Origin of the sequence: Shewanella hafniensis (genome assembly GCF_019655335.1) — a bacterium.
GTDB lineage: Bacteria > Pseudomonadota > Gammaproteobacteria > Enterobacterales > Shewanellaceae > Shewanella > Shewanella hafniensis.
Genome location: NZ_BPFD01000066.1, coordinates 1 through 16,219, shown reverse-complemented (window position 1 = coordinate 16,219; position 16,219 = coordinate 1). Strand labels below are relative to the sequence as shown.

13 protein-coding genes and 1 pseudogene are annotated in these 16,219 nt (G+C 48.1%); 5 read left to right on the top strand and 9 right to left on the bottom strand.

Going from position 1 to position 16,219, the window contains the following annotated elements:
• The first annotated feature begins 18 nt into the window (after positions 1 to 18).
• The 3 genes from mgtE to K5Q99_RS16675 all read left to right on the top strand — a co-directional run bounded on the left by mgtE (position 19) and on the right by K5Q99_RS16675 (position 3,774).
• Positions 19 to 1,392, top strand: a complete 1,374-nt coding sequence (mgtE, locus tag K5Q99_RS16685) for a magnesium transporter (protein WP_220777492.1) — start codon at positions 19 to 21, stop codon at positions 1,390 to 1,392.
• Positions 1,393 to 1,701: 309 nt separating this feature from the next.
• Positions 1,702 to 2,790 carry a methyl-accepting chemotaxis protein gene (locus K5Q99_RS16680; protein ID WP_106651402.1) on the top strand — a complete coding sequence of 363 codons (1,089 nt, stop codon included), beginning with the start codon at positions 1,702 to 1,704 and terminating at the stop codon, positions 2,788 to 2,790.
• Positions 2,791 to 3,000: 210 nt separating this feature from the next.
• Entirely contained in the window at positions 3,001 to 3,774 is a 774-nt protein-coding gene (locus tag K5Q99_RS16675) for a substrate-binding periplasmic protein (protein WP_220777491.1), read from the top strand.
• A 59-nt stretch (positions 3,775 to 3,833) separates the two neighbouring features.
• Here K5Q99_RS16675 and K5Q99_RS16670 read toward each other — a convergent pair whose 3' ends face one another.
• The 9 genes from K5Q99_RS16670 to K5Q99_RS16630 form a co-directional block, all read right to left on the bottom strand.
• Positions 3,834 to 4,568, bottom strand: a complete 735-nt coding sequence (locus K5Q99_RS16670) for an RluA family pseudouridine synthase (RefSeq protein ID WP_220777490.1) — start codon at positions 4,566 to 4,568, stop codon at positions 3,834 to 3,836.
• A gap of 187 nt (positions 4,569 to 4,755) precedes the next feature.
• The gene (gene carB / locus K5Q99_RS16665; RefSeq protein ID WP_106651404.1) at positions 4,756 to 7,980 is read right to left on the bottom strand and encodes a carbamoyl-phosphate synthase large subunit; all 3,225 of its coding nucleotides are present in this window, start codon (positions 7,978 to 7,980) and stop codon (positions 4,756 to 4,758) included.
• 27 nt (positions 7,981 to 8,007) lie between these two features.
• Positions 8,008 to 9,183, bottom strand: coding sequence for a glutamine-hydrolyzing carbamoyl-phosphate synthase small subunit (carA, locus tag K5Q99_RS16660; RefSeq protein WP_220777489.1), 1,176 nt, complete (start codon positions 9,181 to 9,183; stop codon positions 8,008 to 8,010).
• A 169-nt stretch (positions 9,184 to 9,352) separates the two neighbouring features.
• On the bottom strand, positions 9,353 to 10,165 hold the full coding sequence (gene dapB, locus K5Q99_RS16655) for a 4-hydroxy-tetrahydrodipicolinate reductase (protein WP_006082785.1): 813 nt from the start codon (positions 10,163 to 10,165) through the stop codon (positions 9,353 to 9,355).
• A gap of 71 nt (positions 10,166 to 10,236) precedes the next feature.
• Complete coding sequence (gene bamJ / locus K5Q99_RS16650) at positions 10,237 to 10,854, bottom strand: BamJ family beta-barrel-assembly machinery protein (protein WP_006083907.1); 618 nt, start codon at positions 10,852 to 10,854, stop codon at positions 10,237 to 10,239.
• Positions 10,855 to 11,071: 217 nt separating this feature from the next.
• The gene (locus K5Q99_RS16645; RefSeq protein ID WP_220777488.1) at positions 11,072 to 11,881 is read right to left on the bottom strand and encodes a M48 family metallopeptidase; all 810 of its coding nucleotides are present in this window, start codon (positions 11,879 to 11,881) and stop codon (positions 11,072 to 11,074) included.
• Positions 11,882 to 12,030: 149 nt separating this feature from the next.
• Positions 12,031 to 12,615 carry a GNAT family N-acetyltransferase gene (locus K5Q99_RS16640; RefSeq protein WP_220777487.1) on the bottom strand — a complete coding sequence of 195 codons (585 nt, stop codon included), beginning with the start codon at positions 12,613 to 12,615 and terminating at the stop codon, positions 12,031 to 12,033.
• A gap of 137 nt (positions 12,616 to 12,752) precedes the next feature.
• Positions 12,753 to 14,084 (bottom strand): DEAD/DEAH box helicase, encoded by a 1,332-nt coding sequence (locus K5Q99_RS16635; protein WP_220777486.1) that lies wholly within the window; start codon positions 14,082 to 14,084, stop codon positions 12,753 to 12,755.
• Between the two features lie 156 nt (positions 14,085 to 14,240).
• On the bottom strand, positions 14,241 to 14,804 hold the full coding sequence (locus K5Q99_RS16630; protein ID WP_246604522.1) for a DUF4256 domain-containing protein: 564 nt from the start codon (positions 14,802 to 14,804) through the stop codon (positions 14,241 to 14,243).
• A gap of 319 nt (positions 14,805 to 15,123) precedes the next feature.
• Between K5Q99_RS16630 and K5Q99_RS16625 the strand changes: the two genes are divergently transcribed.
• Together K5Q99_RS16625 and K5Q99_RS16620 are read left to right on the top strand one after the other, a co-directional pair.
• Entirely contained in the window at positions 15,124 to 15,402 is a 279-nt protein-coding gene (locus K5Q99_RS16625; RefSeq protein WP_220590959.1) for a DNA polymerase III subunit epsilon, read from the top strand.
• A gap of 477 nt (positions 15,403 to 15,879) precedes the next feature.
• Positions 15,880 to 16,219: pseudogene (locus K5Q99_RS16620) on the top strand (transposase); the annotation flags it as partial.

Genomic DNA, 16,219 nt, shown 5'->3' with positions numbered 1-16,219 from the left:
TCGTTGAGAGAATGAACTATGAACATGAATAACAGCACAAACAACACTAAAAAAATCATCCATAACCTGCAGATGATTAGCGAGCAACGCAGTGCCAGCGCCATGGCTGAATTAGCCGAAAAGCGCCACCCTGCCGATATTGCAGCCGTTTTTAACGTCTTTAATCAAGCTCAACAAGTCCTATTGTTGCAACTGGCCTCACCTAAGGTTTGCGCCAATCTATTTCGCTACCTGACCGACGAATTGCAGGCGAGCTTAGTTCAGCAATTAGATAAAACCACGCTATCTGCACTGCTGGTGCACATGGCAGCCGATGAACGTGCCGACCTTTACAATCAGCTCGATGAAACCCAGCAAGCGGCCATTTTACCTGCGCTCGCATTGGCCAAACGGGAAGATATGCGCACCCTCGCCGCCTATGATAAAGCCAAGGTCGGCGCAGTCATGACATCGGATTACACATTACTGAATAGCCGCCATACTGCGGCAGAAGCCATCGATACCCTACGCACAGAGGCCGCCGATAAGGAAACCATTTATCAAACCTATGTGGTGGACATGTTAGGCCGCTTAATAGGAACTGTATCGCTAAGGCAGCTATTACTGGCTCAGCCACACGAGCGAGTGGTCGATTTTATGAAGCCCGATCCCGTCGCGCTCGATGCCAATGCCTTTCGTGAAGAAGCGGTACAAATGATCGCCCATTACGACTTGATGGCGCTGCCTGTAGTCAACGGCAAAGGCCAGCTCGTCGGTATCGTCACCTATGATGATGCCATGGATATTGCCAGCTCACAGGCGGATCTTGAGTTCACAAAAACCGCGGCCATAGGCAATATCGACCATAACCTCAAGACCGCCAGCATAGGTTTGCTTTACCGCAAGCGCGTGGTTTGGCTGGTAATTTTGGTGTTTGGTAATATCTTCTCAGGAGCGGGTATCGCGTTTTTCGAAGATACCATCGCCAGTTATGTGTCCTTAGTCTTCTTCCTGCCACTACTGATCGATAGCGGCGGTAATGCGGGATCACAATCGGCGACCTTAATGGTACGCGGTCTAGCTACGGGGGAAGTGGTACTCAAGGACTGGTTATCTATGTTGGGCCGTGAGTTATTTGTCGCCGGATTATTAGGTGCCAGCATGGCAGCCGCCGTATCACTACTCGGTTTCTGGCGCGGCGGGCCTGAAATCGCACTGGTTGTCGCGCTCACTATGCAAATCGTGGTGATTATTGGCAGCTTGATTGGTATGTCTCTGCCCTTCTTACTGAGCAAATTGAAGATGGAACCTGCGGCGGCGAGTGCGCCACTCATCACCTCCATCGCCGATATCATAGGCGTGCTGGTTTATTTCAGCATTGCAACTATGGTGCTCGACTTACCCATGCCATAGGCATGCAATAAAGCCTTCATAGCGCTAATCAATAGCGATAAAACCTCAAAGTGAACCAGCTCAGCTGACTTGACCCAGTTTTCAATGTTAGCTTGGTTCACTTTTCATTCAAAAAATAGGGTTAATTTGCGCCAACGCATTAAAGCGACAAAAACTCTAAAAAAATTAAGAATAAAGCGCAAGGATCAGTTAATATTTCAACACCCAAATGGTTTTACTTTTTATTAACATTGCAATATTTACCGCTGAGCCCAGTCACTGTAAATCGATAAGCAATAGCCATAGTCCTTGCGACGTTAGAGGTTTTTTATGTGGTTTAATTCCCAGCTCAAAGCTGAAAATAAGGCGCTTAAAGAGCGGCTTATCCAATTAGAACAACAACGCCAAAATGAAATCGATGAACTGCGTGGCATGATCCGTGAAAATGAGACTATGCAGCAGCAATCACGACAAAATGCGGATCACTACACTGAGGTCATTGCCTGCCAAAACCAAGGTGGAGACATGCTCAATGCGGTGCGCGAAGGATTAGCCAACAGCGCCGAATTACTTACCGCTGAACAAGATTCACTGTCAGAGCTCGATAAGATTTTTGATCAAACCCGCATCGCCGTGGCAAGTTTAGGCACTAGGGCGACTTATATTAATGAGCAAGCGTCGAGCAGTATGAAAGCCGTTACTGAACTAGATGCGACGACCTCTTCAATTAACCAATTTGTCGCCGCGATTCAAGGCATCTCAGAACAAACAAACTTGCTGGCATTGAATGCCGCCATTGAAGCCGCTCGCGCAGGCGAAGCGGGACGCGGTTTTGCTGTGGTTGCCGATGAAGTACGCCAGCTTGCCAGTAAAGCCCACGAAGCCAGTAGCCACATTGAAAAACTCGTAAAACAAATCGTTATTCAAGCGGCAGAAATTAAAGAAATTGTCCATAACAATCAAAGTAGCGCTATTGACGTGGCCAGCTCTTCTACCCAAATCGGCCAAGTGGTCGAGGATGTACTGAATCGTTCAAAGCAAATGCAGCAGGTTATCCATAACGCTGCTACCGCGTCATTCTTAAATACCACTAAGCTCGACCACGCGGTTTGGAAAAGCAGTGTTTATCAATTAATTGAAAAACCACAGCATAATCACAGTGTAAACTCGCACACTGAGTGCCGTCTCGGACAATGGTATTTCAAAGGGTTTGGGGCTGAGAATTATCAGCATTTGAGTAACTTCAAAGCCTTAGATGCACCACATAAAGCGGTGCACGAAGCGGGTAAAGCCGCACTCAATGCCAGACAAAAAGGTAATTTACCTGAGATGGTCAAACAACTGCACTCAATGGAAGACGCCAGTATGCGCGTTGTGCACTGTATTGATAATCTGATGCGTGATGTCTATCGCGCCTGATGTTTTCTAACAGGCTGCAGTCGCATTGATAAAACCTACCTAAGAGCGCCATATTCGCGCTCTTTTTTATCGTTAAAAAACGATATAGTAAATTTCATCTTAGAAAATCAACCCCTAGCTATACTTGATTTGAACACAGCGTTCATCTTTAATCGTTTTAAGAGCAAGCAGTGAGACTCAATTATAACGTTCTAATCTTTAGGGTTATTAATGAAATTAGTCACAAACTTTTTGCGATCACTTATCCTCTGCTGCGCTTTCTCCCTGAGCGCACAGCCGCTAAACATCTATACGGAAGAATGGTCACCGATCAGTTTTTCTGTTGATGGCAAACCTGCTGGTTTAGCAGTACAAGTCGTAGAAGAAATTCAAAAACGCATCAAGAGTCCAGATCCAATTAAAGTCGTACCTTGGGCTCGCGGCTGGAAAATGTTGACCGAGCAGCCCAATACTGTGTTATTCACTATGACGCGCACCGCAGAAAGAGAACAGATGTTTACTATGATTGGACCTGTTGCTGTCGGCACAACCAATTTTTATGCCTTAAAAAATAGCGGTATAAAAATTACCTCAATAGAAGATGCTAAAACGGCGAAGGCAATTGGTGTCTATCGTGCCTCAGTGGAAGAGCGCCTATTACTCGAACTGGGATTTACAAACGTTGCCGCCTCATCCGCGCCCTTATTGAGTGCAAAACAACTGATGAAGCACCGTATCGACCTTTGGTGTAATGCCAATCTCACCGCGCCGAGTATTTTATCGGATGCGGGTGCAAGCATTGATGATGTAGAGTCCCTGTTCACGATCAGCGCTAACCATCTTTACATTGCTTTCTCGCAAGGCACGCCCAATGAGGTGATCGAGCAATGGAAAAGTGCCCTAGAAGCGATAAAAGCGGATGGTACTTTCGCAACGATTTACCATACTTGGCTCCCCAACAATGCGCTGCCCATGCAGACCGAACGTATCGGGCTGGGTCACTAAACCCATTGTTCTAGGTTTTAAGTGCTGAACGCTAAACTCTATGACTCTTCAGCAAGCACTTAGAAAGGACACTCGCAAAGCCAGTCGATACGCTCACCCGTAATAGGATGATTAAATGCTAAGCGGGTCGCATGCAGCATTAATCTGCTGTTACTCACCACTTCTGTCATGTTTGGGTCAAGTGCATCGGCGTTATTAGCCACACTCTCACCCACGCCACCATAGAGATCGCATCCCAGAATCGAGTGGCCAAATTGCTGGCTGTGGATCCGCAGTTGATGGGTTCGGCCGGAAACAGGGGTAAATTCGACCCGCGTGGCAAAAGGGTCGGTTAACCGCTCAAGCACCCGATATTCGCTGATCGCAGGTTTACCTGTGCTGTGGCAAATTTTTTGTAGTGGGAAATGATCACTATCTTTGGCGATCGGCAAATTAATCACCCCGCTGTCAGCGGCGATATGTCCGTGCAACAAGGCGATATAACGCTTCTCAACTGTTCGCGACTGAAACTGCTTGGTCAGCAAGCCATTCACGCTTTTATTCAGCGCCACCAGCATGATACCCGAAGTGCCAAAATCGAGCCTGTGCAGCAAAGTGGCCGTCGGGAAATCCTGCACTAAGCGATAATGCACTGAGTCGAGATTCAGCGGATTCTTTCCCGACAGACTCAATAATCCACTCGGCTTATCAATCAGCAGAATGTCGCTATCTTGATAGAGCACGCGTATTTGCCCGTGGCAAGGCGGCGCAATAAACGTATCAACTTTAGTAGGACTAGCGGCTGGCGCAGGCATAATTTTCTCAGGCAACATAAATAGAAGATAAAAAGAGTTAAGTCATACTCAAAAAAACTCAGTAAAACAAACTAAGTAACTCGATAAAACAAATTCAAGAATTGAGTAAAACAGACATTGGCCTAAATAATAAGGCCGCATAACCTAAGTTATGCGGCCCTCTAACTCACGACATTAACGCTATGGCTTATTTAGCCAATACGCGTAAATGCAGTTCTTGTACTGACGTCACATTAGTACGGTCATCAGCGGCATGGGCCATACACGTGGCGAATGCAGCGTTCATGGTCGTGGTGTAGTTCACTTTGTAACGCAGTGCACCGCGGCGCAATTGACGAGAATCTTCAATCGCTTGGCGGCCTTCGGTAGTGTTCACGATATAAGTGTATTCACCATTCTTGATGCGATCGAGAATGTGTGGACGACCTTCGTGTACCTTGTTCACTAGACGTGGGTTGATACCCGCTTCGCCAAGGATAATCGCAGTACCGTGAGTAGCATCGATTTGGTAACCGAGCTCGATTAACTTAGCCGCTAAATCGGCAACGCGTTTCTTATCGCTGTTACGCACAGACAATAATGCACGACCCGACTTAGGCACTTCAGAAGTGGCCCCTAACTGCGCCTTGGCATAGGCTTCGGCGAACGTATCGCCCACGCCCATAACTTCACCGGTAGAGCGCATTTCTGGGCCTAACAGTGGGTCAACACCCGGGAACTTGTTAAAGGGCAACACCACTTCTTTCACTGAGTAGAAAGGTGGGATCACTTCTTTAGTGAAGTTTTGCGACGTTAAGCTTTGACCCGCCATCACGCGCGCGGCAATCTTAGCCAAAGGCACACCGGTCGCTTTAGACACAAATGGCACAGTACGGGCAGCACGTGGATTAACTTCAATCATATAGATTTCGTTATCTTTCACGGCGAACTGTACGTTCATCAAGCCAACAACACCGAGTTCCATCGCCAACTTACCGACTTGAACGCGCATGCGATCTTGGATTTCTTGGCTTAGCGTGTATGGCGGCAGCGAACAGCCTGAGTCACCTGAGTGAACACCCGCTTGCTCGATATGCTCCATAATCGCGCCAATCACCACGATTTCACCGTCACATACTGCGTCGATATCCACTTCAATCGCATCATCTAAGAAGCGATCGAGTAATACTGGCGACGCGTTCGATACACTGACGGCTTCGTTGAAGTAACGCAGCAAATCTTGCTTGTCGTAGACGATTTCCATCGCGCGGCCGCCCAGTACATAGGATGGACGCACAACTAACGGATAACCGATACGCTCGGCGGCAATCACAGCACCTTCAACCGTAGTCACGGTATCGTTTTCAGGCTGTTTCATCTCTAAGCGTTGAATCGCTTGCTGGAAACGCTCACGGTCTTCGGCGCGGTCGATGGCGTCTGGGCTAGTACCAATGACAGGTACGCCAGCGGCTTCTAAGGCACGGGCCAATTTCAATGGTGTTTGGCCACCGTACTGCACGATAACGCCTTTTGGCTTCTCGATGCGGACGATTTCTAGTACGTCTTCCAGTGTGACGGGTTCGAAGTATAGACGGTCAGACGTGTCGTAGTCGGTTGAAACGGTTTCAGGGTTACAGTTGACCATGATGGTTTCATAACCGTCTTCACGTAGCGCTAACGCCGCGTGTACACAGCAATAATCAAATTCGATACCTTGACCGATACGGTTTGGCCCGCCACCTAACACCATGATTTTGTCGCGGGTCGATGGGTTAGCTTCACATTCTTCTTCGTACGTTGAGTACATGTAAGCGGTATCGGTAGCAAACTCAGCGGCACAGGTATCCACACGTTTGTAGACTGGGTGCAGGTCAAACTTATCACGCAGCTTACGCACTTCGGCTTCGTTCACACCTAATACATCGGCCAGACGCGCATCGGCAAAACCTTTACGTTTCAGTTTGCGTAGTAAGTCATGGTCCAGACCAGCCAGCCCAACTTCAGCAACCACACCTTCAAGTTTGATCAGCTCTTCAATTTGCACCAAGAACCAAGGGTCGATATTGGTCAGCTTAAAGATTTCATCTAAGCTCAACCCCGCACGCATCGCATCGGCGATGTACCAAATACGGTCGCAACCTGGCTCTTTCAGCTCGTGGCGAATACGTTGCATCGCCTCAGGTTTTGCCATATCTGTGATAGGGTCTAAACCGTTACGGCTAACCTCTAAACCACGTAAAGCTTTTTGCAGTGACTCTTGGAAAGTACGGCCAATCGCCATCACTTCACCCACAGACTTCATCTGTGTAGTTAAGCGATCGTTAGAACCAGCAAACTTTTCAAAGTTAAAGCGTGGCACTTTAGTCACAACGTAATCGATAGCAGGCTCGAATGACGCTGGCGTGCGACCGCCCGTGATGTCGTTCATCAGCTCATCAAGGGTGAAACCCACCGCTAACTTAGCGGCGATTTTCGCAATCGGGAAGCCCGTTGCTTTTGATGCTAATGCTGAAGAGCGCGATACACGTGGGTTCATCTCGATGATAACCATACGGCCATCTTTCGGGTTGATACCAAACTGTACGTTCGAACCGCCGGTCTCAACACCAATCTCACGCAGTACGGCCATAGAGGCGTTACGCATGATTTGGTATTCTTTATCAGTCAGGGTTTGTGCTGGCGCAACGGTGATAGAGTCGCCCGTGTGCACACCCATAGGATCGAAGTTTTCGATGGCGCAAACGATAATGCAGTTATCGTTGCGGTCACGTACCACTTCCATCTCGTATTCTTTCCAACCAATCAGTGATTCGTCGATCAGCAGTTCATTCGTTGGCGATAACTCTAAGCCCTGTGAACAGATCTCTTCGAACTCTTCCTTGTTGTAGGCAATACCACCACCCGAGCCACCCATAGTAAAGGATGGACGGATAATACAAGGGAAACCCACTTGATCAAGTACGCCGTAAGCTTCTTCCATATTGTGGGCAATGCCCGCGCGTGGACAATCAAGACCAATACTTTTCATCGCTTTATCAAAGCGGCTACGGTCTTCAGCTTTATCGATGGCATCGGCGGTCGCGCCAATCATCTCGACGTTAAATTCTTTCAGTACGCCTTTGGCTTCAAGTTCTAATGCGCAATTCAGTGCGGTTTGACCGCCCATAGTTGGCAGAATCGCATCTGGGCGTTCTTTAGCAATAATGTTACGGACCACTTCCCAGTGAATCGGCTCGATATAAGTGGCATCGGCCATTTCTGGATCAGTCATAATGGTGGCAGGGTTAGAGTTCACCAGAATGACACGGTAGCCTTCTTCACGCAGCGCTTTACACGCCTGTGCGCCAGAATAGTCAAATTCACATGCCTGACCAATCACGATTGGGCCGGCGCCTAGGATAAGAATACTCTTTATATCTGTACGTTTTGGCATTGCTTCTCTCTTCTCCTAGCTTGCGTATTACTTAGCGTTCTGACGTTTCGTTACAAGACGATAGTGTTCGATTAGCTCGATAAAGTGATCGAACAGCGGTGCGGCATCGTTCGGGCCTGGACTCGCTTCAGGGTGACCCTGGAAGCTGAACGCGGGCTTGTCCGTGAGATGGATACCTTGGAGTGAACCATCAAACAGCGACTTATGCGTCACCTTAATGTTGGCGGGTAAGGTCGTTTCATCTGCAGCAAAACCGTGGTTTTGGCTGGTGATCATCACATTACCTTGCTCGATGTTGCTCACTGGGTGGTTTGCACCGTGGTGACCAAACTTCATCTTTAAGGTTTTTGCGCCTGAAGCCAGAGCCAACAACTGATGACCTAAACAGATACCGAAAATCGGTGTGTCGGTTTTCAGAATTTGTTGAATCGCTTCAATCGCGTAATCGCATGGTTCTGGATCGCCAGGGCCGTTCGACAGGAACACACCATCGGGATTCATCGCTAACACGTCGGCGGCAGAGGTTTTAGCTGGCACAACAGTGACGCCACAGCCGCGGTCCACTAACATACGTAGAATGTTTTGCTTAACGCCGTAGTCGTAGGCGACTACTTTGTATTTAAGCTCATTTGCTGGCGTATCTGCAGGTAAACCGCCGACTAAACGCCAACTGCCTTTGCGCCATGTGTAGGTTTTATCGGTTGTGACTTCTTTAGCGAGATCCATGCCTTTTAAACCGGGGAAGGCTTTGGCAGCGGCGAGCGCTTTGGCTACGTCTAAGTCTGCACCTGCCATAATACAACCGGCTTGTGCCCCTTTTTCACGGAGAATACGCGTTAACTTGCGGGTATCAATATCTGCTATGCCAACGACATTGTTCGCTTTGAGATAATCACTTAAGCTTTGTTGATTACGGAAACTACTTGCGATGAGCGGAAGATCACGAATGATAAGACCACAAGCGTGAACCCCATCGGATTCAACATCTTCATCATTGGTACCAGTGTTGCCTATGTGTGGGTAGGTTAATGTTACAATCTGGCGTGAGTAGGATGGATCAGTTAAAATTTCTTGGTAACCTGTCATGGAAGTGTTAAAAACAACTTCACCAACAGAGAGACCATAGGCACCAATTGCTGTGCCAGAGAATACAGTTCCATCTTCGAGTACGAGTAAGGCAGACTTTGTCAACGCGACCTCCATAAAGAGCCAAGCCACTGAAATATAATGTTTTTTGTGTTATGTTAAGATACCAATTTCCGCTAATTTACGAAATTTTGACAAATTCCGACGAGTTTACAGGAAAAACGTGAAACCGTCCACCCATTGGTATCTGGGTGCAAAAAAAAACGCCATATCGGCGTTTTTAATATTAATGCAAACCTAAAACCTGCTGCATATCATACAAGCCCGGTTTTTGCTCCACGAGCCAGTGGGCGGCACGCATAGCGCCGTTAGCAAAGGTCATACGACTCGAAGCTTTATGGGTGATCTCTAAACGCTCACCGATATCGGCAAACATGGCCGTGTGTTCACCAACGAGATCACCGGCACGAATGGTCGCAAAACCTATGGTTTCACGGTCACGTTCACCCGTGATCCCTTCGCGGCCATACACGGCACATTTCTCAAGATCGCGACCTAAGGTCTTAGCAATCACTTCACCCATTTTCAGGGCTGTACCCGACGGCGCATCTTTTTTATGTCTGTGGTGACCTTCGATAATTTCGATATCTGTGTAATCACCCATGACTTCGGCAGCCAGTTCGAGTAATTTCCACATCAAGTTGACACCCACAGACATATTTGGCGCCATCACGACCGGCGTTTGCTCGGCAAAGGCATTGATCTGTTCTTTTTGAGCATGATTGAAACCGGTTGTGCCGATCACCATGGCTTTCTTATGGCGCACACACCAATCTAAATGGACAATACTGGCGTCTGGCGCAGTGAAATCAATCAAGACATCAAAATCATCGGTCGCGTAATCCAGCGAATCCATGATCATGACCTTTAATTTACCCACACCAGCTAGCTCACCCGCATCCACGCCCACTAAACTAGAGCCTGCGCGCTCAATAGCGGCACCCAGCAATATATGGTCATGATTGTAAGCCGCTTCAATAAGAGTGCGTCCCATACGACCACCGGCACCGACGATTGCCACTCTCACTTGTCCACTCATTTCAATCTCCTCAATCTTTCTTTGTCTTCCATAAGAAAACGCCTAAGACAGGCTTAGGCGTTTTATCAATATTAGATGATATCTAATAATTCAACTTCGAATACCAAAGTTGAATAAGGAGGAATTGATGCCCCCGCGCCGCGCTCACCGTAAGCTAAGTGATGTGGCACAAATAATTTCAACTTAGTGCCAACTGGCATCAGTTGCAGTGCTTCAGTCCAGCCAGCGATAACGCCAGATACTGGGAACTCAGCTGGTTGACCACGAACCACAGAGCTATCGAACACATCACCATTGATGAAAGAACCATGGTAGTGAGTACGCACTGTATCTTCGTAAGTTGGAGTAGCACCGTCACCTTGGACTAATACTTCGAACTGCAGACCAGAGTCAGTCACAGTCACGCCATCACGCTTAGCATTTTCAGCTAAGAACGCATCGCCTTCAGCAGACGCAGCTGCAGCAGCTTGCTCTTGAGCAGCTTGAATACGACCGCTGATTTCAGTGAAAGCAACTTGCAGATCTTGCATAGACACAGCACTTTCTAAACCGGCAAACGCATCGGCTAAACCCGCTTGAACGGCTGGAATATCCACACCATCAAAAGAATTGGCGGCCAGTTGCTCACCCATTTGACGGCCTACACCGTAGCTTGCTTGCTGTTCAACAGTACTGAATTTATCAGACATAATTAACGACTCTCAATTTATCAGTGGAATTTTGCGCGCCAGTTTACCATAGTTCCGCGACCTATGCTGATAAACTGACTGCTTATTTAACTAAGGCGGCTTTTTTACACACTTATTGCGTATTTATCCAAAAGCGTAAATAGGCTAAGGACGTATATCGGCCAGAAAACAACCGCTAACACTCAGCTAAGTGGCACTTCGCTATGCAGCGTGCAGCTTATTTCGGCGCCACACATTGATTCTTCACTTGGGTTTTAGCACTGGCATAGAGTGGTTGCATCTGCCCTTGCAGTTGTTGCAACTGAGCGATGCGATTACTGTTCGATGGATGAGTCGATAATAACTCCGGCCCTTGGCTACCGCCCACCTTCGACATATTCTGCCATAACTCAACACTCTGAGCCGGATTGAAACCCGCTCGAGCCATTAACTCTACGCCCATGATATCGGCTTCGCTCTCTTGGGCACGGCCAAAGGGTAAGATCACCCCCACCTGAGCACCGAGTCCCAATGCCGACATATATAAGTCGCGATTCGACACACCACTCGCCCCTAGCGCCGCATCGGCAATCTGCATTCCAACGCCCGTTAGCTGCCCACGGGAAACCTGCTCATTACCGTGCTGCGCCAACACATGCGCGACTTCGTGACCGAGCACAGTAGCAAGCTGATCTGGCCCCTTAGCGACCTTAAGCAATCCGGTATAAACCCCAATATGGCCACCCGGCAGTGCAAAGGCGTTAACTTGTTCTGAGTCAAACAAAACTACATCCCAGCGCTGGGTTTGGTCCGGCAATACTGCCGTCACCCGATTGGCGACACAATTCACGTATTGCGTCAGCTTTTTATCGCTACTCACCTTTTGCTGCTTTTTCATCTCTTCAAAAGAAGCATCGCCCATCTGCTGCATCTGCGCCGCTGAATACAACAAGGTCTGCCCTCGCCCCGTTGGCGATTGCGTGGTCGCGCAGGCGGATAATCCGAGCACGACCGCCAAACCTACTAAGCCTAAACGCATTGATTTCATGTGGCACTCCTTAAATCCCATGACGGGCGTGAAGATCTTTGAGCCAACACGGGCTCAACTAATGGAAAGATTTTACTGAGATAGACAAGATAAGCCAAATAGAGAAACACTGGCGGCGCGCGTTAGCGATACTTTGCACCTAAAGGGAATTAATACTCCTCCTTTAACAAGGCATAGACGAACTCATCGCCCCACGCGCCTTTAAAGAAGATGTTTTTCACATGATGGGCTTCACGCCTAAAGCGGAGTTTTTCGAGTAAGCGACAGCAGGCAAGATTTTGTGCATCGGTGATGGCAATAACTCTATGCTTATGCAATTCAATAAAGAGGTAATCCAGCAATGCGCTGACGGCCTCAAAAGCCACATGTTTACCTTGATGTTCAGGCGCAATCGTAAAGCCAATTTCCACCTGCTGCTCATCAATAAAGTGCAGCGCCAGATCGCCTACCAACATGGCAGGTATCGCTCCCGACGCGCCACTAACAATCGCCAGTTGAAACCACGTATCCGCCGCGCCAAATTGTGAGTAATCCATGTTCTCAAATAACGCGACAGCATCGCTATAAGAGTAATCCGTCCAGCTTTGATATTGGGCGACCTTAGGCTCGGCTCGATAGGCGGTAAAGGCCTCAAGATCCGCTCTCTGGAATGGCCTAAGTACAAAGTGCTGGGTCGTTAAACCGTTATTCACCACTTTATGAAGTGCTTTGCTTAACGCCAATGTCGATCCCATGACTTAGCTCCTTAATGTAAATAAGTCACTAAGTTACACCCAGAGCGAAAGTGATAACAGCGGCCAATGCGCTTTATTCTGTTATCTGTTTAGTGATTGAGGCACGCCAAGCTCGAACGCTATGAATAGCTTCAAGCTCAGCGCTTACCTTTAAACTCTTTAGCGCTGTGCTTATTGATGCTACGGCGATTCGCCTGTTTATCCCGTGGTGGTCGCTTACGCTCAGCTTTTCCCTCAGTGGCGCCATCTGTGATTTTTTCACTCGGCTTATCCGTTACCGGAAAATCAGCCAATAATGCCAGCGGTAACTCCCGCGCGGTCAAACTGCGGATCGCCGTTAACGTTGCCATTTCACCGTGGCACACGAGGGAAATCGCCAGCCCTTTTTCGCCAGCGCGGGCGGTGCGGCCAATGCGGTGCACGTACACAGGCGCACTCATGGGCAAATCCAAATTGATGACGACAGGCAAGGCATCAACATGAATGCCGCGCGCCATCAAATCTGTCGCCACTAATACTTGGATACGATTGGCTTTAAAGTCGGCCAAGGTTTGGCTGCGCACGCTTTGATCTTTTTCACCGTGCAGCGCGGCGACTTTCATCCCCGCTTTGGCGAGCCGTTTAGCAACGGCATCGGCATCATCACGGGCGCTGATAAACACCAACACCTGCGGCCATTGATATTGTTTTAACAGCGCAATCAATACCTGCGCTTTACTGCCCTTGTTGACTAAATAGAGTTGTTCTTCGATTTCACCTGCCACTGAATTCACCTTGTGGGCTTCGACCCGTAGCGGCTTATTCACCAGCAGCTTGCCCGCCAATGTATCCAAAGCCTCGGGCAAGGTGGCAGAAAACAACGAGGTTTGCTTAAGTTTAGGCATGAACGCCATCAGCTTTTGCACATCAGGCCAAAACCCCATTTCCAGCAGGCGGTCAGCTTCATCCAGTACAAGATGTTTTATCGAATCAAGGCTGACGTGGGACAGTTTGCATAAATCCAGTAAACGCCCTGGGGTTGCCACTAATACCTGCGGCTTGGCTGCAAGTTCGGCTAATTGGTCTTCCTGCGCGACCCCGCCACACAGAAGCTGAATGTTCAACGAAGTCGATAACTGACTCGCCACTGTTTGCAGCGCCTCAGTCACTTGCAGCGCTAATTCCCGTGTAGGCACCAGCACTAACGCCAGTGCATTTGGAGGCTGTACAGACTTAGCGCCCTGCAACTGTGTTTGCTGTTGCAACAAAATTTGTTGTAGGAGTGGCAAACCAAAAGCTAAGGTTTTCCCGCTACCGGTTTGTGCTAAGGCTAACAAATCCCGTCCTGCAAGAATGGCCGGAATCGTGAGTTGCTGCACCTTTGTCGGATGTTTAAGAATTGCAGGCAAGGCCTTAATTAACGCCGAATTTAAGCCAAGCTCAGCAAAAGTTAACGACTCAGGGGAAGAAGAAAGCTCGGGAAAGGTCATCACAACACCGGATCAAAACATGGGAGCGAAAGTTTACGCAGAGTCGAGTGGGATTACCAATATTGCTTGTATCAATCGAGATCAAAGTTAGCAGTCCCTTTTGACTCACTCATTTCACTGATTCATTTATCTAGCTAAGACTTGCTCGTGCAAGCACTAAACTAATAATCGAGTCCGAAAACCCCGCACGGCATAATAAGAGTCTGCACCATTATGATAAGTAAACACTTTGCCATAACGTCGATCACAGAAAATAGCCCCGCCTTGAGCCCTGATATCTTTTGGCGTGTCTACCCAACTTGAGGTTTTAGTATCAAACTCGCCTAAGGTTTGTAACTCACGGTATTGCGCCTCGGTCAGCATTTGTACACCCATTTGCACCGCCAGTTCCAGTGCACTGCCGACGGGTTTATTTTTCTTGCGCGCCTCGAGCGCTGCTTTGTCATAACAAAGACTGCGCCGTTCCGCAGGGCTTTGCGCCGCGCAATCTACAAAAATAAATTTGCCCGTATTCGCATCAATCCCCACCACATTAGGCTCGCCACCTGTGTGTTCCATCCAATGCAGCGCATTTTGGATTTGCGTATCACTTTGCAAAATACTGGCCTCAACCTCAGGCCACGAAATCTCTTGATGGTGCAACCCATTTGCCGCAAACCTTGACGCCAGCTTTGCCAGCAAGTCGCTTAAGAGTAAATCATTCACCGTTATTTTCCCCATGACTTCCCTGCCCTTGGTTTGTTATCGAAAATCACCACCCAATGGACCATAAACTGTTTTAGCATAACCTAAGATAGTCAAAACACAGTAAAATGCACAGGCCTGATTTGTTCGGACTATGAGCAAGAATAAAGCAAGTTTTAACATAAAGTGCACCAATAACATTCTGTTTTGGATTGGCGCATTTTACCGCGCAGATTTAATGCCAGCTTATGGTAGAATCCCGCCCAATCAGCTTTATGAATGTGCAACACAACTCATTTGTTTAACTGAACGTAGTGGAACACTACCGTGATTAACTAAATGAGGAGAACAGATTATGAGTAAGTTAAATGCTGCAGAACGTAAAGCCCGCGATAACGCCCGTTTTTCACAACGCGTCGATGAACGTCGCACAAAAGGTGAAGACGTGGTCGCCTACGTGCTAGGCAACAAGCTCGCGTTTAAGTTTCTGACTAAACCAGAGAGACACGAATTTAAACAAAGAGAAGCGGCACTTGAAGAAGAAGCCAAACTTAAAAAGCAACAAGCGTTTCAGCTTAAAACCGAGCAAGAGTTAGAGAAAGCCGAAGCCGCATTTACTGATACAGAAGAGTAACTTCTCGAAAGAGCCATTGATCATAATTGATGGCTCGCGCATATCCCATTTCCAAACTTCGTTTGGATTTTCAAATCCAAATCAAAGTCAAAATCAACGTCGTGGGGCTTCCCCCCCTGATTTTTATTAGAGAATCGACCAAGGAGGACTGCTCGTCCTATCAAAAACATCCATGTTAAACTGCCAGCTCGATATCCCTATCTCGCGCTCAAAACGGCCGCTGGCCTTCGCCCTTGGATGCTCCATGACGCCCCTAACGAAGTTACATGCATTGATTACTGGCCTTGGTCTTATGGATAAATTGCTATCGCTTCCGAAGGCAACATCCATGTACCTACGAAAGCTAGCTCGCCATCCATGGCGAGACTCACGCAATTTATTCCAACGCCCCGCGGCAACTTCGCAGGGGAAGGTGAACTCCTGAATTTGCAGTGTTAGCTGTTAATCTCAAAAGAGTTCTGCCTGCCCTTTCTTTCCTTTTATAAGGCTGCCACCTTGAATGCGGCCGAAATGGCACTGGATGAGCTGGAGACAAAATGGGGCGATAAATACCCCGTGGTGATTAAATCATGGCGCAACAAGTGGGCGCTGCTATCGGTGTATTTCAAATACCCAGACTATGCCCGCACTGCCATCTACACCACCAATGCAGTTGAAGCGGTACATCGACAATTCAGGAAGTTAACCAAAACGAAGGGCGGTTTTGCTAACGAGAACAGTTTACTCAAGCTGCTTTACGCGGGTATATTGAAGGCCTCTGAGCGCTGGACTCACCCCATCCAAAATTGGAATTTGACGCTATCACAGCTCTCAATCC